Origin of the sequence: Pseudomonas sp. NFPP25 (assembly GCF_900116505.1) — a bacterium.
GTDB classification, from domain to species: Bacteria; Pseudomonadota; Gammaproteobacteria; order Pseudomonadales; family Pseudomonadaceae; genus Aquipseudomonas; species Aquipseudomonas protegens.
Genome location: NZ_FPBG01000003.1, coordinates 53,961 through 76,066 on the forward strand (window position 1 = coordinate 53,961; position 22,106 = coordinate 76,066).

Annotated in this window: 24 protein-coding genes; 8 read left to right on the plus strand and 16 right to left on the minus strand. The window is 64.3% G+C overall.

Going from position 1 to position 22,106, the window contains the following annotated elements:
• Nucleotides 1–48: 48 nt before the first annotated feature.
• Together BM382_RS12230 and BM382_RS12235 are read right to left on the minus strand one after the other, a co-directional pair.
• The gene (locus BM382_RS12230) at nucleotides 49–414 is read right to left on the minus strand and encodes a hypothetical protein (protein WP_170866325.1); all 366 of its coding nucleotides are present in this window, start codon (nucleotides 412–414) and stop codon (nucleotides 49–51) included.
• Between the two features lie 21 nt (nucleotides 415–435).
• Nucleotides 436–789, minus strand: coding sequence for a winged helix-turn-helix transcriptional regulator (locus BM382_RS12235; RefSeq protein WP_011059151.1), 354 nt, complete (start codon nucleotides 787–789; stop codon nucleotides 436–438).
• Nucleotides 790–895: 106 nt separating this feature from the next.
• Here BM382_RS12235 and BM382_RS12240 point away from each other — a divergent pair, with 106 nt between their 5' ends.
• Nucleotides 896–1,930: a zinc-binding alcohol dehydrogenase family protein gene (locus tag BM382_RS12240; RefSeq protein ID WP_011059152.1), complete on the plus strand. Its 1,035-nt coding sequence runs from the start codon at nucleotides 896–898 to the stop codon at nucleotides 1,928–1,930.
• Between the two features lie 85 nt (nucleotides 1,931–2,015).
• Here BM382_RS12240 and BM382_RS12245 read toward each other — a convergent pair whose 3' ends face one another.
• Together BM382_RS12245 and BM382_RS12250 are read right to left on the minus strand one after the other, a co-directional pair.
• Complete coding sequence (locus tag BM382_RS12245; RefSeq protein ID WP_036995595.1) at nucleotides 2,016–2,534, minus strand: hypothetical protein; 519 nt, start codon at nucleotides 2,532–2,534, stop codon at nucleotides 2,016–2,018.
• Nucleotides 2,535–2,622: 88 nt separating this feature from the next.
• Entirely contained in the window at nucleotides 2,623–3,102 is a 480-nt protein-coding gene (locus BM382_RS12250) for a hypothetical protein (RefSeq protein ID WP_019092813.1), read from the minus strand.
• 356 nt (nucleotides 3,103–3,458) lie between these two features.
• Between BM382_RS12250 and BM382_RS12255 the strand changes: the two genes are divergently transcribed.
• Entirely contained in the window at nucleotides 3,459–3,776 is a 318-nt protein-coding gene (locus BM382_RS12255; RefSeq protein WP_011059155.1) for a hypothetical protein, read from the plus strand.
• Between the two features lie 50 nt (nucleotides 3,777–3,826).
• Here the strand turns inward: BM382_RS12255 and BM382_RS12260 are convergent, their stop codons facing one another.
• Nucleotides 3,827–4,609: an AraC family transcriptional regulator gene (locus BM382_RS12260; RefSeq protein ID WP_011059156.1), complete on the minus strand. Its 783-nt coding sequence runs from the start codon at nucleotides 4,607–4,609 to the stop codon at nucleotides 3,827–3,829.
• 115 nt (nucleotides 4,610–4,724) lie between these two features.
• Here BM382_RS12260 and BM382_RS12265 point away from each other — a divergent pair, with 115 nt between their 5' ends.
• The 3 genes from BM382_RS12265 to BM382_RS12275 all read left to right on the plus strand — a co-directional run bounded on the left by BM382_RS12265 (nucleotide 4,725) and on the right by BM382_RS12275 (nucleotide 8,068).
• The gene (locus tag BM382_RS12265) at nucleotides 4,725–5,609 is read left to right on the plus strand and encodes an EamA family transporter (protein WP_072442965.1); all 885 of its coding nucleotides are present in this window, start codon (nucleotides 4,725–4,727) and stop codon (nucleotides 5,607–5,609) included.
• A gap of 269 nt (nucleotides 5,610–5,878) precedes the next feature.
• Complete coding sequence (locus BM382_RS12270) at nucleotides 5,879–7,519, plus strand: ArnT family glycosyltransferase (RefSeq protein WP_072442967.1); 1,641 nt, start codon at nucleotides 5,879–5,881, stop codon at nucleotides 7,517–7,519.
• A gap of 69 nt (nucleotides 7,520–7,588) precedes the next feature.
• A complete protein-coding gene (locus BM382_RS12275) occupies nucleotides 7,589–8,068 on the plus strand; it encodes a GNAT family N-acetyltransferase (protein WP_053148985.1) in 480 nt (159 codons plus the stop codon).
• A 1-nt stretch (nucleotide 8,069) separates the two neighbouring features.
• On the opposite strand, the gene BM382_RS12280 is transcribed toward BM382_RS12275, so the two are convergent.
• The 6 genes from BM382_RS12280 to BM382_RS12305 form a co-directional block, all read right to left on the minus strand.
• The gene (locus BM382_RS12280) at nucleotides 8,070–8,429 is read right to left on the minus strand and encodes a RidA family protein (RefSeq protein ID WP_175456899.1); all 360 of its coding nucleotides are present in this window, start codon (nucleotides 8,427–8,429) and stop codon (nucleotides 8,070–8,072) included.
• Nucleotides 8,430–8,472: 43 nt separating this feature from the next.
• On the minus strand, nucleotides 8,473–9,126 hold the full coding sequence (locus BM382_RS12285; protein ID WP_011059161.1) for a DUF3726 domain-containing protein: 654 nt from the start codon (nucleotides 9,124–9,126) through the stop codon (nucleotides 8,473–8,475).
• Nucleotides 9,107–10,801 carry a hypothetical protein gene (locus BM382_RS12290; RefSeq protein WP_019092819.1) on the minus strand — a complete coding sequence of 565 codons (1,695 nt, stop codon included), beginning with the start codon at nucleotides 10,799–10,801 and terminating at the stop codon, nucleotides 9,107–9,109. The genes BM382_RS12285 and BM382_RS12290 overlap by 20 nt, the downstream gene beginning before the upstream one ends.
• Nucleotides 10,802–12,361: a BCCT family transporter gene (locus BM382_RS12295; protein ID WP_072442969.1), complete on the minus strand. Its 1,560-nt coding sequence runs from the start codon at nucleotides 12,359–12,361 to the stop codon at nucleotides 10,802–10,804. It abuts the gene before it with no gap.
• A gap of 122 nt (nucleotides 12,362–12,483) precedes the next feature.
• A complete protein-coding gene (locus BM382_RS12300) occupies nucleotides 12,484–13,533 on the minus strand; it encodes a membrane dipeptidase (protein ID WP_011059164.1) in 1,050 nt (349 codons plus the stop codon).
• The gene (locus BM382_RS12305; RefSeq protein WP_072442971.1) at nucleotides 13,530–14,981 is read right to left on the minus strand and encodes an aldehyde dehydrogenase family protein; all 1,452 of its coding nucleotides are present in this window, start codon (nucleotides 14,979–14,981) and stop codon (nucleotides 13,530–13,532) included. The genes BM382_RS12300 and BM382_RS12305 overlap by 4 nt, the downstream gene beginning before the upstream one ends.
• Nucleotides 14,982–15,132: 151 nt before the next feature.
• Here BM382_RS12305 and BM382_RS12310 point away from each other — a divergent pair, with 151 nt between their 5' ends.
• Nucleotides 15,133–16,008 carry a LysR family transcriptional regulator gene (locus BM382_RS12310; protein WP_011059166.1) on the plus strand — a complete coding sequence of 292 codons (876 nt, stop codon included), beginning with the start codon at nucleotides 15,133–15,135 and terminating at the stop codon, nucleotides 16,006–16,008.
• 78 nt (nucleotides 16,009–16,086) lie between these two features.
• Here BM382_RS12310 and BM382_RS12315 read toward each other — a convergent pair whose 3' ends face one another.
• The 3 genes from BM382_RS12315 to BM382_RS12325 all read right to left on the minus strand — a co-directional run bounded on the left by BM382_RS12315 (nucleotide 16,087) and on the right by BM382_RS12325 (nucleotide 18,785).
• Nucleotides 16,087–17,142, minus strand: coding sequence for a YkvI family membrane protein (locus BM382_RS12315; RefSeq protein ID WP_011059167.1), 1,056 nt, complete (start codon nucleotides 17,140–17,142; stop codon nucleotides 16,087–16,089).
• A gap of 102 nt (nucleotides 17,143–17,244) precedes the next feature.
• A complete protein-coding gene (locus BM382_RS12320; protein WP_015634090.1) occupies nucleotides 17,245–17,622 on the minus strand; it encodes a RidA family protein in 378 nt (125 codons plus the stop codon).
• 26 nt (nucleotides 17,623–17,648) lie between these two features.
• Complete coding sequence (locus BM382_RS12325; protein ID WP_072442973.1) at nucleotides 17,649–18,785, minus strand: NAD(P)/FAD-dependent oxidoreductase; 1,137 nt, start codon at nucleotides 18,783–18,785, stop codon at nucleotides 17,649–17,651.
• A 165-nt stretch (nucleotides 18,786–18,950) separates the two neighbouring features.
• On the opposite strand from BM382_RS12325, the gene BM382_RS12330 reads away from it, so the two are divergent.
• Nucleotides 18,951–19,580 carry a helix-turn-helix domain-containing protein gene (locus tag BM382_RS12330; RefSeq protein ID WP_011059170.1) on the plus strand — a complete coding sequence of 210 codons (630 nt, stop codon included), beginning with the start codon at nucleotides 18,951–18,953 and terminating at the stop codon, nucleotides 19,578–19,580.
• A 169-nt stretch (nucleotides 19,581–19,749) separates the two neighbouring features.
• Here BM382_RS12330 and BM382_RS12335 read toward each other — a convergent pair whose 3' ends face one another.
• Nucleotides 19,750–20,187, minus strand: a complete 438-nt coding sequence (locus BM382_RS12335; protein WP_041774060.1) for a GNAT family N-acetyltransferase — start codon at nucleotides 20,185–20,187, stop codon at nucleotides 19,750–19,752.
• 293 nt (nucleotides 20,188–20,480) lie between these two features.
• Nucleotides 20,481–21,029 (minus strand): GNAT family N-acetyltransferase, encoded by a 549-nt coding sequence (locus BM382_RS12340; protein WP_011059171.1) that lies wholly within the window; start codon nucleotides 21,027–21,029, stop codon nucleotides 20,481–20,483.
• Nucleotides 21,030–21,185: 156 nt separating this feature from the next.
• Here BM382_RS12340 and BM382_RS12345 point away from each other — a divergent pair, with 156 nt between their 5' ends.
• A complete protein-coding gene (locus BM382_RS12345) occupies nucleotides 21,186–22,040 on the plus strand; it encodes a helix-turn-helix domain-containing protein (RefSeq protein ID WP_041774062.1) in 855 nt (284 codons plus the stop codon).
• Nucleotides 22,041–22,106: the final 66 nt, after the last annotated feature.

Below are 22,106 nucleotides of genomic sequence, written 5' to 3' on the forward strand. Positions count from 1 at the left end.
TGAACAAGTAGGGGTAAAACGTGCGGATGTTCGCCGGCTGTGCGCGGGTTAGCCCATGGCCTGCTGGTAGGCGGCCACGGCTTGCGGGAACAGCTGTTCGTAGAGGGGGTAGGCGATGCCCAGCACGGTAATCTCGATGGCATCGGCGCCACATTCGGCGGAGTAGTCCTGAATGCTCACGCCCAGGGCAGGCACGGGTTGGTCGAGGTGGTGTACTACCAGGTGCAGCCCGCTCTGGCTCGCTCCTGCCAGTGCGCGAACCTGCTGCTGGAGGCCGGCATAGGCCGGGGCGACGATGAATTGGCCGAAGGCCACACCCATGGGCGGGTCGGCCGACTCCAGGGCCGACCAACCGAGCAGGGTCGAGCCCTGGTAGACCCTGAACCTTGCTGGAGCATCCGGGTGGGTGGGCATGGGGGGGGCTCTGGTGAGGGATCAGGTGAGGGTGCTTTCCTGCTGTTGCCGGCTGATGCGCCCGCGGCCCCAGGCCGACAGCGCCTCGATCACCGGCTGCAGCGATTGCCCCTCGTCGGTCAGGCGGTATTCCACCCGCGGCGGCACCTCGGCGTACACCGTGCGCGACACCAGGCCGGCGGCTTCCAGGTCCCGCAACTGCTTGGTCAAAAGACGTTGGGAGATCCCCGGCAGGCGCCGTTGCAGTTCGTTGAAACGCAGGAACTCGTTGGCCAGCAACTGGTGCAGGACCACGCCTTTCCAGCGGCCGTCGATCAGGTCCAGGGTGACCTCCACCGGGCAGCCTGGAATGTCCTGATAGTGTTTGTTTTTCATTGCCTGACGACCCTTTTGCGTAGCTGGTACGCAAAAGTACCCTACTTGTGCGGGCAGGGCATGAGGGATTTAAGTGTGCGCTTTCAATCGCCAAGGAAGCTCTGCAATGAAGGCCATCGCCTACCTCAAAGGCTCGCACCTGTCTGACCCCCACGCGTTCTGCGAGGTGCAACTGGACCCGCCGCCACTGGAACCCCACGACCTGCTGGTGGCGGTCGAGGCAGTGTCGGTCAACCCCCTGGATACCAAGGTCCGCGCCGGCCAGGTGGCGGTGCCCGACGAGGTGCGGACCCTGGGCTGGGACGCCAGTGGCGTGGTCCGCGCGGTGGGTAGCGCGGTGACCCTGTTCGCCCCTGGGGACGCGGTGTTCTATGCCGGCACCTTCACCCGCGATGGCGCCAATGCCGAGCTGCACCGGGTGGACGAGCGCCTGGTGGGGCACAAGCCGGCCAGCCTGTCCTTCGCCCAGGCGGCCGCCATGCCGCTGACCTCGCTGACCGCCTGGCAATTGCTCTTCGAGCGCCTGGGCCGGGTGCCCGGTGACCTCGCTGAACAGGGCACGCTGCTGATTGTCGGCGGTGCCGGTGGCGTGGGGTCGGTGCTGATCCAGCTGGCGCGCCGGCTGACCGCGATGACCGTCATCGCCACGGCTTCGCGGCCGGACAGCCGCCAGTGGTGCCTGGACCTGGGGGCCCATCAGGTGCTGGACCATTCCCGTTCGCTGGTGGAGCAACTGGCGGCCCTGGACCTGCCACCCGTGACCCATATTGCCGCCCTGACCCATACCCAGCGGCACTATGCCGACCTGGCCCGGATCATCGTGCCCCATGGCCATATCGCGCTGATCGACGATCACGACTTCTTCGATGCGGTGCCACTCAAGGCCAAGAGCGTATCCCTGCACTGGGAGATGGTGTTCACCCGCGCCCTGTTTAAGACCCCGGACATGATCGAGCAGCACCACATCCTCAACCGGCTGGCGCAACTGCTGGACCAGGGATTGATCCGCTGCACCCTGAATGAAGTCTTCAGCCCGTTCAACGCCGACAGCCTGCGCCGGGCCCATGAGCGCGTGGAGCAGGGCGGCCTGCCGGGCAAGGTGGTAGTGGCCCGCGACGCCCAGCCCATCGCCTCCTTGTAGGCGCTGATTGGGTGCTGGCTTGCCAGCGAAGGCGGCACCACCTCTGGCGCAGGGCCGCAGGGCCTCTTCGCCGGCAAGCCGGCTCCTATGGAAGTGGAGTGTCGGGGAGGGCTGATCGGCGCAGGTGGCGCCCGCTGCGCCACCAGAAGATGCCGCCGAGGAAGGCCCCAGAACAGCCGAACAGCGGCGCCAGCGGCAGGTAGCGTGGCAAACCGTCGGGTAGCGGTTCATCCTCGTCGCGGTCGGTATAGAAGCTCGAAGGCGCCAGGCTCGCCACCACGGGGATGGTCGGCATGGCGGCCACAGCGCCACTGAACAGGTAGATCAGCACGTTACGCCAGGCAAAGCGCTGGGCCAGCCAGAAGAACAGCGCGCAAGGCAACGCCGTGAGAATGCCGGTCAGCACACCGCTCAACACCAGGGTCAGCAGGCCCACGAACAGGGTCTGGAGAATGATGTCTGTGTTCAACGAGCCGGCGCTGGCCAGCATCGTCAGCATCAGCAGCAAGGCCAGCACCGTGGCCAGGGCCGTGACGCCGATGAAGTAAGCGGCGAACCAGTCTTCCGGCTGCACGCTGCGTTGGGGTGGAGTTGTTACGGGCATGGAAAAGATCGCTCTGTGGGTGGCTGCTTTGGCCCTGCTCAAGGGGCGGGTTGCCTGGCGTCGGGCCGGGCGTAAGTAAAGGCTCGGTTCAGCGCAAGTGACGCCCGCTGCGCCACCAGAACAGCCCCCCCATGAACACTCCACAGCCGCCGAACATCGATGCCAGCTGTAAATAGTGCAGCGCAGCGCTGACGCCGTGCGGGAGGTTGAAGAGTTCGGGGAGCAGCTTCGTCATCACGGGAATGGCGAACTGCGCCGCCAGGGCCCCGCTCACCAGGTAGATCCACAGGTGGCGCCAGGTAAAGCGCTGGGCCAGCCAGAAGAACAGGATGCACGGCAAGGCGGCGATCAGGGTAATCAGCACCAGGCTCACCATCAGCACCGCCACGCTGAACGACAGGGAGTCGAGCAGCGCCTTCCCTGGGTTCTGGCTGGTGGTCAGCAGTATCAGGTTGAGCACCAGCATCAGGGCCAGGGACAGCCCGGCGACGCCGATGAAGTAGGTGGCGATCCAGTGACCGCGGTTCAGGGGGCGAACGGAGTGGGGCGCTTGGGACATGGTGGGCATGGGCTTCGGCTGAGGATGACCGGACCCAGGCTATCGGCAGGCAGGCCTTTTGATTGTGGAGTTTGCGTGGTTTTTTCGCGGTCGACGCGCTCTGGTGGATGACGCCGGGGCAGAAAATCCCTTATACAGGCAGCGGCCCGTCGGTCGTGCACGGGCCCGGTTTGCACCCCCACCCAGAAGGAGATGGACATGTTCAAGTTCCTGGATATTACCGAGTTGCCTCGTACCCCTGCGCATCGAGATACAGGCTCCGTCAGCGGAGCGATCAATGCCTGGGAGCTGAAAAATCGGGCTCTCAATACGAAGGGGTTTGTTACATGTCCAAAGAATTACTCGGAGTTTCTGCTGTAGGGCTGATGGTGCTGGGCGAGTTCTGTGCCATCTACAGTGAAGTGGTGGTGGCGCGGCTGGCCCATTCCGGCAACACCTCCGGTGCCGAACTGGCGTTGCCGGTGCTGATCATGTGCCTGGGCGGTATCTGCCTGCTGGCGGCCTACTGGCTGGGTTACGTGGCGGTGGGCGACATCTGGATCATCACCGTGGTCTCGGTAACGTCGCTGCTGCTCCTGGAGCCGCTGGTGATCTGGGCGCTGTTCCAGCAGGCGCCCGGGCGCGGCGCCTTGATCGGCTTCTGCCTCGGTGCGCTGGGGATGTTGTCCGCCGTGTTCCTGTAGCACAGGCGCGCAGGTCCGGCCTGGCAGGCAAGCTGCCGGGCCCGGGTCGTTCAGACCCGGCCCTGGGCAAAGTAGCGACTGGGCGGCTCGCCCAATACCTTGCGAAACACACCGCTGAACGCGCTTGGGCTGCTGTAGCCCAGGTCGGTGGCAACCCGGGTGATGGGTTGTCCCTGGCCCAGGCGTACCACTGCAGCCAACAGGCAGGCCTGCTGACGCCATTCGACGAAACTGATGCCGCTGTGTTGCCGGAACAGGCGGGTGAAGGTACGGCGGCTCATCCCGGCGCGCTCGGCCATGGCATCGATCCCCAGCTCCAGCGACGGTTGCTCCAGCATTTCCCGGCAGACCCTGGCCAGGCGCGGCTCGGACGGTAATGGGGCGTTGAGGCACAGCGCCGGCATGGCGGCGATTTCATGCAGCAGCAGGTTCATGAGCTGGCCCTGCGCGCTGTCCTCGGCGTAGAGAGCGGGGATGTCCACGGCTCGCAGCAGCAACTGGCGCAGCAGTTCCGACACCTCCAGTACCTGGCAATGTCCGGGCAAGCCCAGGTTCTTGATGGCCTGGGGACGCACATAGGTGTTGAGCATGGTCACCGGCCCGCTCATGTGCATGGCATGGGTCACCCCGGCCGGCACCCAAATGGCCCGCTGTGGCGGCACCACCCAGTTGCCCTGCTCGGTGTAGACGCTGATTACCCCGGTGGCGGCGTAGGCGAACTGCCCGCGTCGATGCTGGTGTTCGGCGAAGTGCTGGCCGTCCGCATAGTCGATGGCCGTGACCAGCGCATCTCGGGGGATGTTTTCGTAGGGGTCGATATCGATAGGGTGCATGGCCCGAATTTACTGATAGTTGACCTGATACTGCAAGCGGGCCATGGCTTCACGCAGCGATAGTGCGGCCCTGTCCCGGGATGTGCTCGGGGCCGCCTTTTGTGGATCGCGCGACATGCAGAAAAAACACCTGTTCCTGGCCCTGTTGGTGACGGCCTTGTGGGGCCTGAACTTTCCCATCACCAAATTGGGCCTGGCCAGTATCGATCCGTTGCTGCTCACCGCCCTGCGTTTCACCCTGGCGGCGCTGCCCTGGGTGTTCCTGGTGCCGCGCCCGCCGGTGGCATTCGCCTGGCTGGCGGCCTACGGGCTGATTTTCGGCGTCGCCATGTGGGCGCTGATCAACCTGGGGATCGATCACGGCGTGGCGCCGGGCACGGCTGCACTGTTGATCCAGTTCAGTGCCTTTTTCTCCCTGGGCTGGGGCGTGCTGCTGTTCGGCGAGCGCCTGCGCCTGCAACAGGTGCTGGCCACGGCCATTGCCCTGTGGGGGCTGCTGCGGATCATTGGCGACAGCCCCGGGCATGCCACCAGCCTGGGTTATGCCCTGCTGCTGGTGAGTGCATTCAGCTGGAGCGTGGGCAACGTCATCATCAAGCGCTGCGGGGTGCGCGAGGTGTTCGCTTTCGTGGTCTGGGCGAGCCTGTTTGCGCCATTGCCGCTGCTGGCATTGACCTGGATAAGCCATGGTGCGGCGCCGTTTCTGCAACTGGCCGGGCAAGTGTCCGCCGGCGCGGCCTTGTCGCTGATGTTTCAGGTCTATGCTGCAACGCACTTTTGTTACTGGGGCTGGAACCTGTTGCTGCGCGAGTATCCGGTCTCCCGGGTGGCGCCCTTGTCGCTGCTGATCCCGGTGTTCGGCATGGCCGGTTCGGTGTTGATCCTGGGGCAGCGGCTCGGGGCCGAGGAGGGCATTTCCATGGGCCTGATCCTGCTGGCGCTGGCGGTGGGGCAGTTCGACTGGCGCCGGCTTATCACCCTGGGTCGCCGTTCCCTGTAGCCGCTGCCGCAGGCTGCGAACGCTCTGGGGGCACTGTCGCAGGAAGCGCAGGGACCCTGAGGCCATCAGAGGTTTGCCTGAAGATCGCCAGGCAAGGCCCTACGGGCCTTTTCGCAGCCTCGCGGGCTCGGCAGCGGCTACAGTCGGTGACAGTCGGCTGTGCGGAGCGGGTTTTTTATCCTTGTTCAGGCACCGTTCAGGGGCTGCGCGAGCAACATGTCCAGCCTTAATGCCTCGCTTTGGGTGCGGCGCTTTCTGGTGGGGCGAAGATGGTTCGAGAAACGCGTTTGAGTATTGAGGCCTGGGGTATTTACCTGGTGGCCCTGCTGCTGTTCACCTTTGGCATCTGGGACCAGCAGCCCCAGGGTTTCGACGGCCGTTGGGCGCTGTTCCTGCAGGAAATGTTCCGCCACGGCGCCAGCCTGTTCCCCACCACCTACGGCCAGCCATACCCGGACTACCCGGGCACTGCGACCTTCTTCAGCTACCTGTTCGCCCAGGCTTTCGGCGCCCCCAACCACCTGGCCAATATCCTGCCCACCGCGCTGGCCTCGGCCGGGGTGCTGGCGCTGCTGTATCGCTTGCTGGCGCCTTCGGGGCGCACCTGGGCACTGCTCGCGGTGCTGCTCACGGCGCTGACCAGCCAGCTGTTGGACAAGTCCCGCTCGGTGTGCCTGGACCAGATGGTTTCCCTGCTGTGCCTGGGCACCTTCTACCTGCTGCACAGCGGCGAGCAACTGGGCTCCCGGCTGCGGTTGTGGGCGGTGCTGTCGCTGCTGGTGCTGGCCTTTGCCATTCGCGGGCCCCTGGGGCTGGTGGAAGTCTGCGGGGTGGCCTGCACCTACTGGCTGCTGGGGGAGAGCCGCACCCGCGAGGCGCGCCTGACGCTGATCAAACGGGTGCTCGCCTATGGCGTCAGTGGCCTCCTGTTGCTGGCCGGCTGCTGGTGGCTGCTGATGCAACTGGCCTATCTCGCTGGTGGCGAAGATTTCGTCCGTCAGGTCTACAACATGCAGGTGGTCGGGCGCCTGGATGAAAGTGGCGAGCCGTTCTACTTCTACTTCCAGCTGGCGCTGTACCGCTACTTCCCGGTGGTGCCCCTGGCCCTGGCGACGCTCTGGGTATTGCGCCGGCAATGGTCGCAGCGCCATGTGAACCCGCAGCTGCGCCTGGTACTTCGGCTGGGGGCCTGTGGCCTGATGATCCTGCTGGGCCTGTCGGTGCCGCACTTCAAGCGCGCCTATTACATCCTGCCCATGGTGCCGATGTTCGCTGCGGTGGCGGCCTACGGCCTGCTCACGGCCCGGGGCTGGCTGGGCAAGGTGCGCAGCGGCTACCTGTGGCTGGTGGGGCTGCTGCCGGGGCTGTGCATCCTGGTGCTGTTCGTCTTGCGCCACAGCTGGCACAAGCACGGTTACTGGCCGCCGGTGTCCATGCCGCTGCTGATCGCGATCTTCGTCGTGTTGCAGCTGCTGGCGCTGTATGGCTGGCGCAGGACCCTGGGCAGTTTCGGGCGGCGTCTGGTGCTGCTCAGCGGCTTGGCGCTGGCGGCGCAATGGACGTTGCTGGTGGCGGTGGTGGACCCGGCCAAGGACCTGCAGTTCGACACTAAGGCCTTCGTTTCCCAGGTGGAGCAGTTGCGCCAGGCCAGCCCCGGGCCGCTGGTGTTCTTCAACCTGGGCCAGGACACCTGGGCGGTGCGCTACATGATGAACCTGGACCACGACGAACAGCCGCTGTTCGTCAGCGGCGACGACCCCGGGCACCTGGACTCGCTGCCCCATGACTCCTGGGTGATCATCGCGCGCAAGGACCGGGGGCTGCTGGATAACACCTCCCTGGAGAATCAATTGCCGGTGTTCGAGGGGCGGCTCAACGACAACCCCTGCCTGGTGTTCCAGTTGCAATAAGTGCTTGGCAGGGCCTGGGGCGGGCCGTATTTTGGCCACTGTCATCCGCGGGATAACCAGGGAGTGGTCATGCAATATCAGGTTCGTCCGGCCGTGCCGGCCGATGCTCCACAGGTCAGCCAGGTGATCCTGGCGGCCTTGCTCGCCAGCAATGCCCAGGACTACCCCGCCAGTGTGATCGAGCGGGTCCAGGCCAGCTTCACCCCCGATGCAGTGCGCCAACTGATGCAGCGCCGGCAGATGTTTGTCGCCCTGGTGCACGGGGAATTGCGGGGCACCGCCAGCCTCGACGGGCGTGCGGTGCGTTCGGTGTTTGTCGACCCGGCCTACCACGGCCAGGGCCTGGGGCGGCAACTGATGGCCGCGGTCGAGCAGGCGGCGCTGGATTCGGGCCAGACCTCGCTGGTGGTGCCCTCGTCGGTCACCGCTGAAGGCTTTTATGCCCGCCTGGGCTTTGTCCGGGTACGCGAGCATTATGAGGGCGAGGAGCTGACGCTGATCATGGAGCGGGCCCTGGTGGCCACTGAGACCGGGCCAGGGCTGGGCTGATTCAGGCCGGTTGCGCAGCAATCACCAACACTTCGATACGGTAGTGCGGCTTGGCCATGGGCGCCTGCACGCAAGCCCGCACCGGTGCCTGCACACCTTCGAGCCAGGCATCCCAGAGCAGGTTCATGGCCGGGTAGTCGGCCATGTCCTTGAGCCAGATCTGCGCGCTGAGCAGGTGGCCCTTGTCGGTGCCGGCCCTGGCCAGCAGGGCGTCGATCTGTTGCAGCACATCCTGCGTCTGGGCGCGGATGTCCCCTTCGGTCAATTGCGAAACCTGGCCTGCCAGGTAGACGGTCCGGTTGTGGATCACGGCCTGGCTGAAGCGCGCGGTGGTGCCGATTCGCTGGAGGGATGAGGTCATGTCGAGGTCCATTGGTTCGTCCATTGGTTCAAGGGTGGAAAGGTCAGTTGTTGTCGCTCAGGCCGGCCCCGGCGCCCAGCAGGCGCGAGGCTTCGGAGGCCGGCACGTAGGTGCGGGCGGCCAGGTGATCGAGGTCGTGCTGGGGGCTGTCGCCCAGGTCCGGAATGCTGCCCGCCAGAGGCTTGCCGAGGGTGCCGGCAGGATCTGTGCAAGCGCAGCGCACCTGGGCGGCTGTGGCGGCGCCCAGGTTCTGCGCACGTACCAGCCAGGCTTCGCCCGAGGGGGAAAACTTCAGGCAGCAGCCGTTCCAGGACAGCTCCAGCCACAGGCCGAGCTGGCGCGCGGTGGCGCTGGCAAAGGGCAGCAGCAGTTGCGGGTGCGCCACCTGCCGGAGCTCGATGCGGCCGTTGCTGCGCAGCAGGTAGGCGTGGTCGCTCAGGGTCGCCCCGGCAATCAGCGGGCACAGGGCATGCCCTGGCACCTGCCAGGGCTCGGCGCTGACATCCGGGGCCAGTTGCTGGTAGGCACAGCCGTCATTCTGTCGCAGTTGCGTGGCCAGCACGCCGGGCCCGTCGAGGCCGTGGGCCGAGAGCCAGCGCGCGGCCTTGCCGGCTTCCTCCGCCAGGCCCCAGGACAGCCCGGCACCGCGGGCGGCTTTCTTGCACAGGCTTTCGATTTCATTCAACGAGGCATGCACGGCGCTGCTCCTGGCTGTCGAGGTTGGGGTAGGACCAGTCGTCCGCGGCCATCTGCCCCAGCTCATGGGGGAAGGGCGCGTTCTGGTAGAGGGTGATGCGTACCCAGCGATCCGAGCGCGGGTCGAAGTGGGTGGCGCCGAAGAACGACAGCTTGCAGCGCAGCAGGTCGATGGGCAGCAGCGCCTGGTCGATCAGGTTGTCCTGGATGTCGGCGTAGGGGAACGCTGGCGCCAGTTGCACCCGGCGCAGGCTGTGGCGATGTTCCGGGTGCCGCAGCAGGAAGCTGGCGACGCTTTGCGCGTCGCTCCAGCCGGGCAGGGCGGCTTGCAACTGGGCGATGTCCCGGGCCACTGCCAGGGGCTGCTCCAGGTCTTGCCCGGGCTCGGCAAAGCGCTGGCCGATCCGCGGTTCGAGTTTTTCCTCGGAGACGTACCAGAACAGCGCGCGGCTGGCTTGGCTGGAAAAGTCGATGGCCGCGACCCAGGAATAATGCTCGTCGAGTATCTGCCGCAGGCGGCCGATGCTCATGCTGCCGTCGACGCTGAAGCTGGCCTGCTCATCGGCCTGCATACCGGCGCCCAGCTCATCCACCAGGTGGCCGTAGGGCTCCAGCAGCAGCGACACCAGGCATTCCTGGGCTTCCAGCGACAGCGCGCCTTCGGCCCAGCGATAGAGTTCGTCCCAGGGGGAATCCTGCTCCAGGATGCCGCTGGCGAGATGGTGCTCCAGGCGCTGCAGGTCACCTTGCAGTTGCAGGATGCGGCCGTGTTGCAGTTCGTGCTCGGAGTGCCAGTGGCCGATGCCGGCCTGGGCCCGGGTGAGAAACTCGACGAACCGCTGGCGCTCCGCAGCCGATGGCTGGCGCACGGCGCGTACCCGTTGCAGGGCGGTTTCCCGGGCCTGTACCCAGTTGTTCAAGAGCACTGGATGGTTCAGCAGGAACGGCGCCATGCCCAGCCCCGTGGAGTTGCCGATGCCCAGGCGCCGGCGCAGTTGCGGCTCCAGGGGCACCGCCTGCCGGGGCGCCCGGGCCTGGGCCAGGTGCTCCACCAGGTCCAGGGTGAAGGCGCGGATCAGGAACACGGTGAGCATTTCCGCCTGGAAGGGTGCCGCCAGCTCCGGCCGCTGGGCGATGCGTTCACGGTCGGCGGCGCCGAACTTGCCGCTGCCATAGACCGCGGTGGTGCGCATCAGGTAGCCGACTTCATCGATGAACTCGCGCTGCGGCTGGCGACCGGCAGCCAGGGCCTCGATCACATGGTCGAACAGCCGCACCGAACGGTTGGCCCGGGCCATGCACAGCTCGCGGGAGGAAATACGCCCGGCTTCCTGCTTCGGCACATTGGCCTCCAGGCGGTCCAGGTCGGCGGCATCGGGGATGCCGTCGAACAGGGCGAAGGTGGCATCCCAGGCGGTGGCGATGACCCGGTCCGAGCGCAGTGCCGGGTCCAGGTCATGGGCGAAGGCCACCAGGCTGTAGCTGCGCTGCGGGCCGGTGGCGGTGTACACCGCGCGGCCCACGCCCTGGCTGTCGAGGGTCCACAGCGGGCGCTGGAACTGCCAGTTTTCAGCCTTGAGGCGGCGCAGCAACTGGCGCATGAACGACAGCCGGGACTGGTGGAAGGCCCCCAGGCGCGCCGCCTTCATGACGCTGGCGGGTGGTCGCAGGTTCATTCAGAGCACCCCCTGTTCACGGGCCATTTGCCGGGCAATGCGGATCGCGTCCCAGACCGCCGGGAGGATCAGCAGCGACACCGGCACCGCAGTGATCACGATGAACGACTGCAAGGCACTGATGCCGCCCTCACCGAGGGTGATCAGGGTCGCCCCCACCAGGCCCATGCCGGCGCCCCAGAACACCCGCAGCCAGGCCGGGGATTCGGCGTGGTTGCTGCTGATGGCCATGGCCACGGTATAGGACATGGAGCCGGCGCTGGTGACCACCGAGAAGAAACTGAGGAACAGGAACAGCGCCGAAATCAGGTTGGGCAGCGGCATCGACTGGGCCACCCCGAGCAGCAGCGCCTCAGGTTGCACGCCGTGGCTGATCACGCGGCCCGGCGACTGCAGTTCGATACCGATCCCGGTGCCGCCCACCAGGGTGAACCAGAGCATGGTGATCAGCGGGGCGGCCACCGACATCAGGGTGATCACCTCACGGATGCTGCGCCCGCGGGAGACCTTGGCCACGTAGATACCCATCATCGGCGCGTAGCCGATGAACCAGCCCCAGTAGAACAGGGTCCAGCTGTTGAGCCAGGCGTTGTCATCGCGGTACAGGGCGGTCTGGAAGAAGCTGGTGACGTGCACCGCCAGGCTCTGGGCCAGGGTTTCGCTGAGGAACAGGGTGGGGCCGAAGATGAACAGGAACGCCGCCAGGCCCAGCATCAGCCACACGTGGACCTTGCTCACCAGCCGCAGGCCGCCCAGGCCCACCACACAGGACAGGGTGTAGATCACCGTCACCGAGAGAATCACCATGGCCTGGACCATGATGGTGTTCGGCACGCCCCACACCGAGTGCAGGACGAAGGCGATCTGCAGGCCGAGAAAACCCACCGGGCCGATGGTGCCGGCCACCACCGCGATGATCGCCGAGGCATCGGCGAACACGGCGATCGGGCCCTTCAGGGCTCGCTCGCCCAGCAGCGGGTAGAGCAGGGTGCGCGGCATCAGCGGCAGGTTCTTTTCGTGGTGCAGGTACATGTAGACCACGGTCAGCAGGCTGCCGAGCACCGCCCAGGCCATGAAACCCCAGTGCAGGAACGACTGGGATAGCGCGGCTACGCCGGCGGCGTCGCTCTTGGCCACGGCGCCGAAGTACGGCGGTGGGGCGATGAAATGCATCATGGGTTCGGCAGCGGCCCAGAAGGCGCCGCCGCCGGCCAGCAGGGCGCACATGATCATCGACACCCAGTTGAAGGTGCTGATGCTGGGCGTGTGCCCGACGCCGCCCAGGCGCACCCGGCCCAGGCGGGTGAAGCCGATGTACAGGCTGGCGCCGAAGGTCGCCAGCATCAGCACCTGCCAGTACAGGCCGAAGTAGTGGGTGCTCCAGGTGAAGGCGTGGCCGATCAGGCTGGAAAGGGTGTTCAGGTCTATCAGGGCAATGACCAGGAACAGCAGGAAGAAACCTCCGCTGATCCAGAAAATCGACCAGTCGAGGGTTCCAGCGGCGCGGCTGTGCAGCGAGCGGGTGTCGATCCCCGCTTTGATTTCGCCTGGAATTTCCATGGTGCCTCCGTGTTGCGTTGTCGATCGCTAATAATTGTTATGGGCGCATTTGTTGTTGTTAGTGCTTGGCGATGACCCTGTTCAGGCCGGACGTCAGGACAATCGGGAAACAGTCGGGGGCCTCAGACCGCGATCTCGTGAGGGTGGACGGCGGCACCTGCCTGGGCCTTGGCCGGAACAAAATTGTTCTCGAAGAAGCGCAGCCAGTTGCCGCCCATGATCGCGGCGACCTCCTGGGCGCTGAAACCCACGCCGTGCAGGCCCGCCTCGATGTTGGAGAAGTCGCGGTTGTCGCGGAACCAGGCCGGCTGGTCGGGGAAGCCCGGTTGCGCCTTGGAGCCTTCGCCGTAGTCGACATCCAGGGTCCAGCGGCCGACGCGCATCCAGTCCACCACGCTGTTGGGCTGGTCCTGGCACAGGTCGGAACCCAGGCCCAGGTGTTCGACGCCCATCAGCTCGGCGGTGCGCGCGATCATTTCGCAGAAGCTCTGCACGCTGCAGGCGCTCTTGTCCTTGAGGTGGTGCGGGTACAACGAGAAACCGAACATGCCACCGCTCTGGCCCAGGGCCTTGAGCACGGTGTCGGACTTGTTGCGCAGCGCCGCGTGCCAGAACGCCGGGTTGGCGTGGGTGATGGCGATCGGGCGCTCGGAGTGCTCGATGGCTTGCAGGGTCGAGCGTTCGGCGGAGTGGGACATGTCCACCACCAGGCCGACCCGGTTCATCTCCCGTACCACCTGCTTGCCCATGCGGGTCAGCCCCGGGTCTTCCTGTTCATAGCAACCGGTGGCCAGCAGCGACTGGTTGTTGTAGGTCAGCTGCATGAAGCGTGCGCCGAGGCTGTGCACCACTTCCACCAGGCCGATGTCGTCCTCGATGGGCGAGGGGTTCTGGAAACCGAAGAAGATCGCCGTGCGCCCGGTCTGCCGTGCCAGGGCGATGTCGCTGGCCCACTTGCCGTGCAGGATCAGGTGCGAGTAGCGCTGGAACCTGCGGTTCCAGGCTTCGATATTGGCCACCATTTCGCGGAAGGTCTCGTGGTAGGCGATGGTCACGTGGACCGCATCGACGCCGCCTTCGCGCATCTGCTGGAAGATCTTTTCCGACCAGTTGTCGTACTGCATGGCATCGATGCGCGGGCCGCGGCTGGCGAAGGTCTGGGGCAGGCTCATAGTGGCGCCCCCGCGGCGATGTAGCCGGTCTTCACGTGGGTGTAGAACTCCACCGCCGAGCGCCCCTGCTCGCGCGGGCCGTAGCTGGACTCGCCACGGCCGCCGAAAGGCACGTGGTAGTCGGTGCCGGCGGTGGGCAGGTTGACCATCACGCAGCCGACCCGGGCATGGCGGCGAAAGTGGCTGGCGCGGGCCAGGGAGCGGGTCATGATGCCGGCGGTGAGGCCGAAGCGGGTGTCATTGACCAGGCTCAGGGCCTCTTCGTAGCTGCCGGCCTTGATCACGCAGGCGATGGGCGCGAACAGCTCTTCGCGGTTGATGCGCATGGCATTGCTGCCGCCAATGAACAGCGCCGGTGCCTGGTAGTAACCGGGGCTTTCCAGCTCCAGGCGCTGGCCGCCGGTGAGCAGTTCGGCGCCTTCCTGCTGGCCCAGTTGTAGGTTCGCCAGGTTGGCCTCCAGCTGTGCGGCGCTGGCCACCGGGCCGATCTGGGTACCGGCTTCCAGGGCATGGCCGACCTTGAGCGCCTGGGTTGCCGCCAGCAGTTTTTCCACGAAGGCATCGTGGATGCCTGCATGCACGATCAACCGCGAGGAGGCGGTGCACTTCTGCCCGGTGCCGCCAAAGGCGCCATTCACCGCGCAGCTCACCGCCAGGTCGAGGTCGGCGTCGTCCATCACTGCCAGGGCGTTTTTCGAGCCCATTTCCAGTTGCACCTTGGTCAGGTTGGCGGCGGCCGAGGCGGCGATGCCCTTGCCCACGTCCACCGAGCCGGTGAAGGAAATGGCGTTGATGCCCGGGTGCTCGATCAGCGCCTGGCCGATCTCGGAACCGGCGCCCATCACCAGGTTGAACAGGCCCGCGGGCAAGTCCTGGCGGGCGATGATCTCGCTGAGAATCACCGCGCTGGCCGGGGTCAGGTTGGCCGGCTTCCACACCACGGCGTTGCCGAAGGCCAGGGCCGGGGCGATCTTCCAGCAGGCGGTGGCCATGGGGAAATTCCACGGCGAAATGATCGCCACCACGCCGATGGGTTCACGGCGGATATCGATCTCGATGCCGTCGCGCACCGAGTCGGCGGTCTGCCCCAACTGGCGCAGGGTTTCCGCAGCGTAGTAGGTGAAGAACTGCCCGGCGCGGTACACCTCGCCAGCACCTTCGGCCATGGGCTTGCCTTCTTCCCGGGACAGGGTCCTGCCGATTTCCGCAGAACGCTGCATCAGCTCCTGACCGATGGCCATCAGCACCTTGTAGCGTTGCTCGAGGCCGCTGCGGGCCCAGATTCGCTGGGCCTCGCTGGCGGCGGCAAGGGCACTGTCCAACTGCGCCCGGGAGGCCTGGGCGTAGAGGCCGATCAGGTCGCGGGTGTCGGACGGGTTGCGGTTCTCGATCTCGCTGGCGCCCTTGAGCCATTGGCCGGCGATGTAGTTGTGATGGTTGTCGCTCATGAAATCCTCCAGGGCGGCACGCCAGGCGGGGCGTTGCCTTTGTGCGGTTCTGGGAGGATTATGAGTCGGCCTTGTATTAAGTAAATCTAATAAATTTTAAGGTTGTTTAAGTAAAATTTAAGCTATGCCTTTGCCAGCAGGACGCGCCGCCATGAGCATCAAGATCTCCAATTTGCAGTTTTTCGTCGCGGTGGCCACCAGCCAGAGCCTGACCCAGGCTGCCCAGCGCCTGCACCGCACACCGGCAGCGGTGTCGCTCTCGCTCAAGCAACTGGAAGAGGAACTGGGCGGCGCCTTGTTCGAAGGCGAGCGCAAGAACCAGCTCAGCCCCCTGGGGCGTTTCGTGCTGCTGGAAGCCCAGCGCGAACTGGCGCATTTCGACCGCACCATCAGCACCATCAAGACCTACGCCAAGGCCGAGACCGGCCTGGTGCGGGTGGCGGCGGTGCCGTCCTTCGCCATCACCCTGCTGCCGCCGCTGCTCAAGCAATTCCATGAACAGCACCCGCAGTTCCACCTGGATATCCGCGACATGGATTCCGAGCGAGTGGTGCAAGCGGTGCTCAGCGGCGACGTGGATATCGGCATCGGCACCGTACCGGCGAGCATCCCCAACATCGACCAGGACTTCCTGTTCTCCGATGCCTTCTGCGTGGTCTGCGCCAGCGACAACCCCCTCAACCGCCTGGCGCGCCCGCTGCGCTGGAGCGACCTGGACGGGCAGAACTTCATCAACAGCGGCCTGGGCGCCGAGATCAACGCCGCCGAGTTCCGGCACATCCGCGACCACTCGACCCTCAGCGTCAGAAACACCACCTCCTTGCTGGCACTGGTGGCCCAGGGCATGGGCGTGACCTTGCTACCGGAACTGCTCAGCCGTTCGGCGGCGGGGGATCAGCTGAATTTCCTGCGCCTGGAAGACCAGCGCATCGTGCGCTCGGTGAGCGTGATCACCGCCCCGCGAGAGACGTTGAACCATGCGTCCTATACCTTCTTGAAGGCGCTCAAGGGCAGTCGGTTTGCTTGAGCGGGCCGCTCCTACGGCACCGGGCTTGACTCAAGGCACCTGGGATAACTCCCGGGTGCCTGCCCCATCGAGCGATGCCTACGCCACCACCACCCGCCGTGGTCGCAGCCAGCCGATCACCACCGCGGCAATCAGCAGGAACCCCAGGTAGCCGAAGAACGGATAGACCTGCCCCACCAGGCTGATAAAGCCCACCAGACTGCCGACAAACGCCAGGGCGCCGGCGGCTATCGAACCGAGGCGGAACTGTCGGGTGCCCGCCGGCAACAGCCGCGCGGAGAAGGAGTACAGGGTGCCCACGGCGGTGTTGAGGATCATGCAGAAGATGATCAGCGCCATCAGCAGCCCCAGGGCCGGTGAGACTTCGCTGGCGATCGACAGCATGGGCATCGGCAGGTCCGCCACGCTGTCCAGGCGCGACAGCAGGCCGAGGCTCATCACCAGCATCAGCACGCCCAGCAGCGCGCCGCCGAGGATGCCGCCCCACATCGCCTGTTTTTCACCCTTGGCCGCGCCGCCCATTATCGCCAGGATCGGCACCCCGGCCACGATGTTGTAGGACACGTAGAGCAAGGCGCCCAGCAGCCAGTGGCTGGCACCGGCTTCTTGTTTGGCCGCCAGTTGGTTGAGTTCGCCGAAGCTCAGGTCGCGGGTCGCGGCGCCATACAGTGCCACGCCGACCGCGGTGATGATCAGGAAGGGCGTCACCGCGCCGATCATGCCGATGACCTTGTGCACGTCCAGGCACACGATGGCGACCACGATCAGCGTCACCAGCACGCTGCCGGCGATGGCCGGAATACCGAACTGCTGCTCCAGCAGGGCACCGCCGCCGGCCAGCATCACCACGGTCACGGCGAACATGAAGAAGGTGATCATCAGGTCCACCAGGGCCCCCAGGTGCTTGCCGCACAGGGCCTGCACCACGTCTTTGTGCGACGCCGCTCGCAGGCGGCTGCCCATGCTGGCCAGGGCCATGCCGAGGAAGGTGAACAGCGCCGCGCTGACCACCGCACCCGCCAGGCCCCAGGCGCCGAAGTCGACGAACATCAACAGTAGTTCACGACCGGAGGCGAACCCCGCGCCGACAATCACACCGACGAAGGCGCCGGCGATCTTCAGACTTTCTTTCATGACGATTAGCCTCGATTTTTTGTTGTTATGTGGGGTGGACCACCCCGGCATTCATGGCCTTGGTGGTCCTGGGCATCGCACTTGAGGGCTGGGGCGGGTGACTCAGTTTTCGCCGACCCAGGCCTGGACTTCGATCTCGACATCGACCCCCAGCGCCAGTTGGGCGCTGACGGTGGAACGCACCGGGAAACCGTTCTTGAAGTGGCGCTGGTAGACCTCGTTGAAGCCGGCGAAGTGCTGCATGTCGGTGAGCCAGACAGTGCTCTTCACCACCTGGTCGAAGCTGGCACCGCATTCGGCCAGGGTCTCGCCGATGCGCGCCAGGGCGGCTTCGGTCTGCACGCGGATGTCGCCGTGCACCACTTCGCCTTCGGCGCTCATGGGCACCTGGCCGGAGAGGAACAGAAAGCCGCCGACCCGGATCGCCCGGGAAAAGGGGTAGGGCAGGTGGCTGGGATAACGCTGGATGTCATTGGACATGGCAAGGGCCTCGTGGGCTGGGTGGGTTAACGCAAGCGAGCGGGGGCCAGGGCCTGGGCATCGACGCCCTGGCTCAGCAGTTCTTCGGGGACCGGTTGCCCCAGCAGCAGGGCGCAGGCCAGTTGCGAGACGCCGGCCGCCGACTGGATGCCGTAGCCGCCCTGGGCGGCGAGCCAGAAAAAGCCTTCGCAGCTGTCGTCCCAGCCCACCACCAGATCGCCGTCGGCGACGAAGGAGCGCAGGCCGGCCCAGCTGTGGCGCGGGCGGCGGATGCTCAGGGAGGTGACGTTCTCGATGTGGTAGATGCCGGTGGCGATGTCCAGTTCTTCAGGCATCACGTCTTGGGGCGGCACCGGGTCGGCATTGGCCGGGGAGCCGAGCAACTGGCCGGCGTCGGGCTTGAAGTAGAAGCTTTCGTCGATGCCGATCACCGCCGGCCAGCGGCTGAAGTCTTCATCCGGTGGGCCATCGAAGGTGAAGGCGCTGCGCCGGCAGGGTTGCAGGCCGATGGGGGCCACGCCGCACAGCTGGGCCACGTCATCGACCCAGGCGCCGGCAGCGTTCACCAGATTGCGCGCCTGCAGTACACGGCCATCACTGAGTGTGAGGTTCCAGTGGCGGTCTTCGCGGCTGGCCTCGACGATCTGTATGTCGCACTCCAGCAGCCCACCGGCGCGGCGCATGGCCCGCAGGAAGCCCTGGTGCAGCGCGTGCACGTCCAGGTCCTGGGCGGCGGTTTCCAGCATCGCCCCGGCGACGGCCTCGGGGCGCAGGCAGGGCACCAGGGCCCGGGCCTGCTCCGCCGTGATCAGGCGCACATTGGCGGAACGGGCGCGGGTTTCATCGTAGGTCTGCTGCAACTGTTCCAGCTGTTCCTCGCTGGCCACGTACAGGCAGCCACGGGGTTCCATCAACGGGTGATCGCAGAAACCCTGCGGCGGCCGCTGGTAGAAAGACCGGCTGGCGCGGGTCAGGGCCTGGATCTGCGGGGTGCCGTAGGCCTCCATGAACATCGCCGCCGAGCGCCCGGTGGAGTGGTAGCCCGGCTGCGATTCACGTTCCAGCACCAGCACGCTGGCCTGCCCGGCCAGGCGATAGGCCAGGGAAGCACCGGCAATACCGGCGCCGATGATGACGAAGTCGAAGCATTGGTTCGCGTGCATGCCGGGGTTCCTGAATCGCTGGGAAATGACAGGGGTCAAAATTCTCACATACGAGAAATGTAAGATATGAGAATTTTCCAGTCAACCCGGGGTCATGGGTTAATATTTCGCCACGTGCCCCGGCTAGCGTCGCGGTTGCCCTTATTTGCCAGACAGAGAGCCTCAATGAGTTCCGACCGAGCCCAGCCCGCCTCGAGCTCCCACGCCCATCCACTGATCGACCGGACCCAGGTCGGCGCACGCCTGCGGACCATTCGTAAAAACCAGAAGCTGACCCTCAAACAGCTCTCGGAACGCTCCGGCGTGGCGCTGTCGACCCTGTCGAAAATGGAGCTGGCCCAGGTCTCGGTCAGCTACGAAAAACTCGCCGCAGCAGCCCGCGCCCTGGGCGTCGACATCGCCCGGCTGTTCACCCCCGCGCCGAACCTGATCCAGACCGGCGGCGCCCAGGTGCAACCGACCGTGGTCAGCACCACCATCGCCGACGCCCCCGGCTACAGCACCGGCAATTACGACTATCACCCCATGGCCGGCGACTTTCCCGGGCGCAGCATGACCCCCATGTACGCGCGGATCTTTGCCCGCGAGCTGCAGCAGTTCGAGGATTACATCCGCCACCCCGGGCAGGAATTTGCCCTGGTGCTGTCGGGGCGTGTGCGAATTCAGTTCGAGACCGGGGAGGCCGTGAGCATCGGCCCGCAGGAGACTGCCTACTTCAACAGCAGCATTGGCCATATCTACCTGGCGGAAGGGGATGAGGATGCGGAAGTGATGGTGGTGATGTCGGAGCGTTGAGGCCCCTCACCATCGAGCAAGTCATCCACAACTCCCGATACAAGTGGTTAGGTTCAACCAGGACGTTTCGCACAATAGAAACAGACTCTGCGCCCTCCTGAGCCATAAGCGGTTGGAGTTGAAGGTAATTAGAACTGTTGTGCAACGCTCGAATTGTATTTGGCGCAGTTCAAATCCTGATCCTCGCCAGCATATCTTCGCCGTCTGCATCCATACCAACCTCGACAAATCCGAAACTGGAGTAGAACCCTTTAGCTACGATGTTGTTGGGGTTGTAGCAAATTTCAATTTCTTTCAAATCCGCGATCTGTTTTATTTCATGTAGGGCGAGGCCCAGCGCTACTCTACCGATGGATTTTCGCTGATGTTCTTTGTCCACCATAAAGCGCCAGATAGAAACTTTGCCTTTTGACTCTTGCACCCACATAAAGAAGCCTACGGGCTCTCCATCCGCGATGATGGCGCGTGTGAAGTAACCTGGGTTGTACGCAGCCTCAACGAGCGACCAGGTATTACTTGCCACGTAGTCTTCCTGCTCTTCAGTGACCTCCAGTTCACAAATCGCTTCATAGTTTTTTTGCGTTACTTGGGTAAGCGAGATTTTCATAAGTCTCCTGAACTGGGGTGTGGATAAGGCTCAATTAACTTTCACGGGCATTCAGTTCCTCCTGCGCCTTCGCCAGCAGCGCGACGAACAGTTCGGCGCTGTCCTGCGGCAGGCTTCGCACTCTAGCTGTTGCAGTTCACGGCAGTGCTGGGGCGGCGGGGGATTCCGCTTAGCTCTCCGTGCAGCTCCAAGTAAGGTTTGAACTCCTCTGCGGCGTTCGTGCGGTATACGTCGTCACCAGGCTGCGTCCGTCGGTCGTGGCCGCCGTACACCGGGATCTTCGGTTTGTGCCCTTACTCTTTCGTATGGTCCAGCCATTCTTGGTAGGTGATACGGCTAATGTGTTCTGTCCGATAGTCTTGGAGGAACTGGTTGTATTTGTTTTCTTCCGTGTGATGAAAGCGAAAGCCACACTTGGATTGAGCAGCATAGGACTGGATGTTGTTGGCGAAGTAACCACACCAAAGTGCTTTGAGATTCAGGTTTTCAAAGGCGTGTCGCATCACTTCACGTACTGCTTCCGGAATCAGGCCTTTGCCCCAGTACGGCACGCCGATCCAGTAGGCGATTTCCCCTTCCTGCTCACTGATTTCAAAATTGCTGTTGCTGCCTATGAGAATGCCCACACAACCAACAGCACGGCGATTTTCCTTCAGTTCGACCGCGTACACCTCGGGGTGATTGAAGACCGTACGGATGATGTCGGCACTGTTCTCCACACTGGTATGGGGGGGCCAGCCAGCGATGGGGCCGACTCGGGCGTCTTTGGCATATTCGTATAGATCGGCGGCGTCTGTGGCCTGCCAGGGGCGAAGCAAGAGTCGTTCTGTTTCAAGTGTCATGTCCTGTACCCGAATGGATTGGTTCGTTCGGGACAGAGTATTGGGAGAAAGATCATCGGTACACGCCAGTACCTCGGCTTTTTCGGTACTTTTCGAAACAGCTGCGCCAAGCGGTGATAGGATTTTGGCTCTTGTTTGTTGTAGCGCTGGGTCACTATGCATCACATTCCGAAACTTTCCGCTCCTGACGACTCGATGCGGATGGGAGAAACCACGCTAGCGGAAGGGCTCGGTTTACCGCTCTCCTTCGGTCACGCTTACTTGACGCTGCTGGTATGCCTCTGCGGTAGTGCCCACTTCACACTTAACTTCAAAGAGCATGCGGTTAGGCGCGGTGCTGTGATGCTGCTGGCTGAGGACACTATTGCCTTGCTCAAACGTCGCTCGCGCCGCTTCAAGGTGTTTTTCTGCCTTATGCCGAAAAGTTTTGCCGCGGAGGTTGCCTACCCGCTACCCAATACCTTGTTCGTATTTCTGCATGACCATCCTCATTGCGTTCCATCCAAGGATGACATGCCGCTGATAGAGGACTGGGTGACGCAGATGCGGAATATTGCGCAGACCTGTCCCACCTACCAACGCATTATGTTGCGCAATCAGCTGCAGAACCTCTTTTTGAAAATAGCCGAGCAACTTCCAGCCAACCAGATAGAAAACAGGGGATTCAGCCGGAAGGAAATGCTCAGTTGGCGCTTCTGGGAATTGATAGGCAAACATTGCGTGCGGCATAGAGATGTGAAGTTCTACGCCGACGCACTGAATATCACGCCGTTCTACCTGTCGCAGTTGACCAAAGCGTTTTTCAACGACACACCCAAGGGCCTGATCGATCGGCAGGTAACCTTGGAGATCAAGGCTCTTCTTTCATACAGTGACTTGGCTATTGGCCGTGTGGCCGACGAATTGAACTTCGTCGACGCGTCTTACTTGTGTCGCTACTTCAAGCGCCAAACGGGAATTTCGCTTTCCCGTTATCGTAAGCACAAGAGAGAGGAGGGGGGGCAGGACTGACCTGCGGTCGAAATGGAGGAGGGAAGGCGCACTATGGAAAAGGTTTCCCTCCTGGATACAACACTG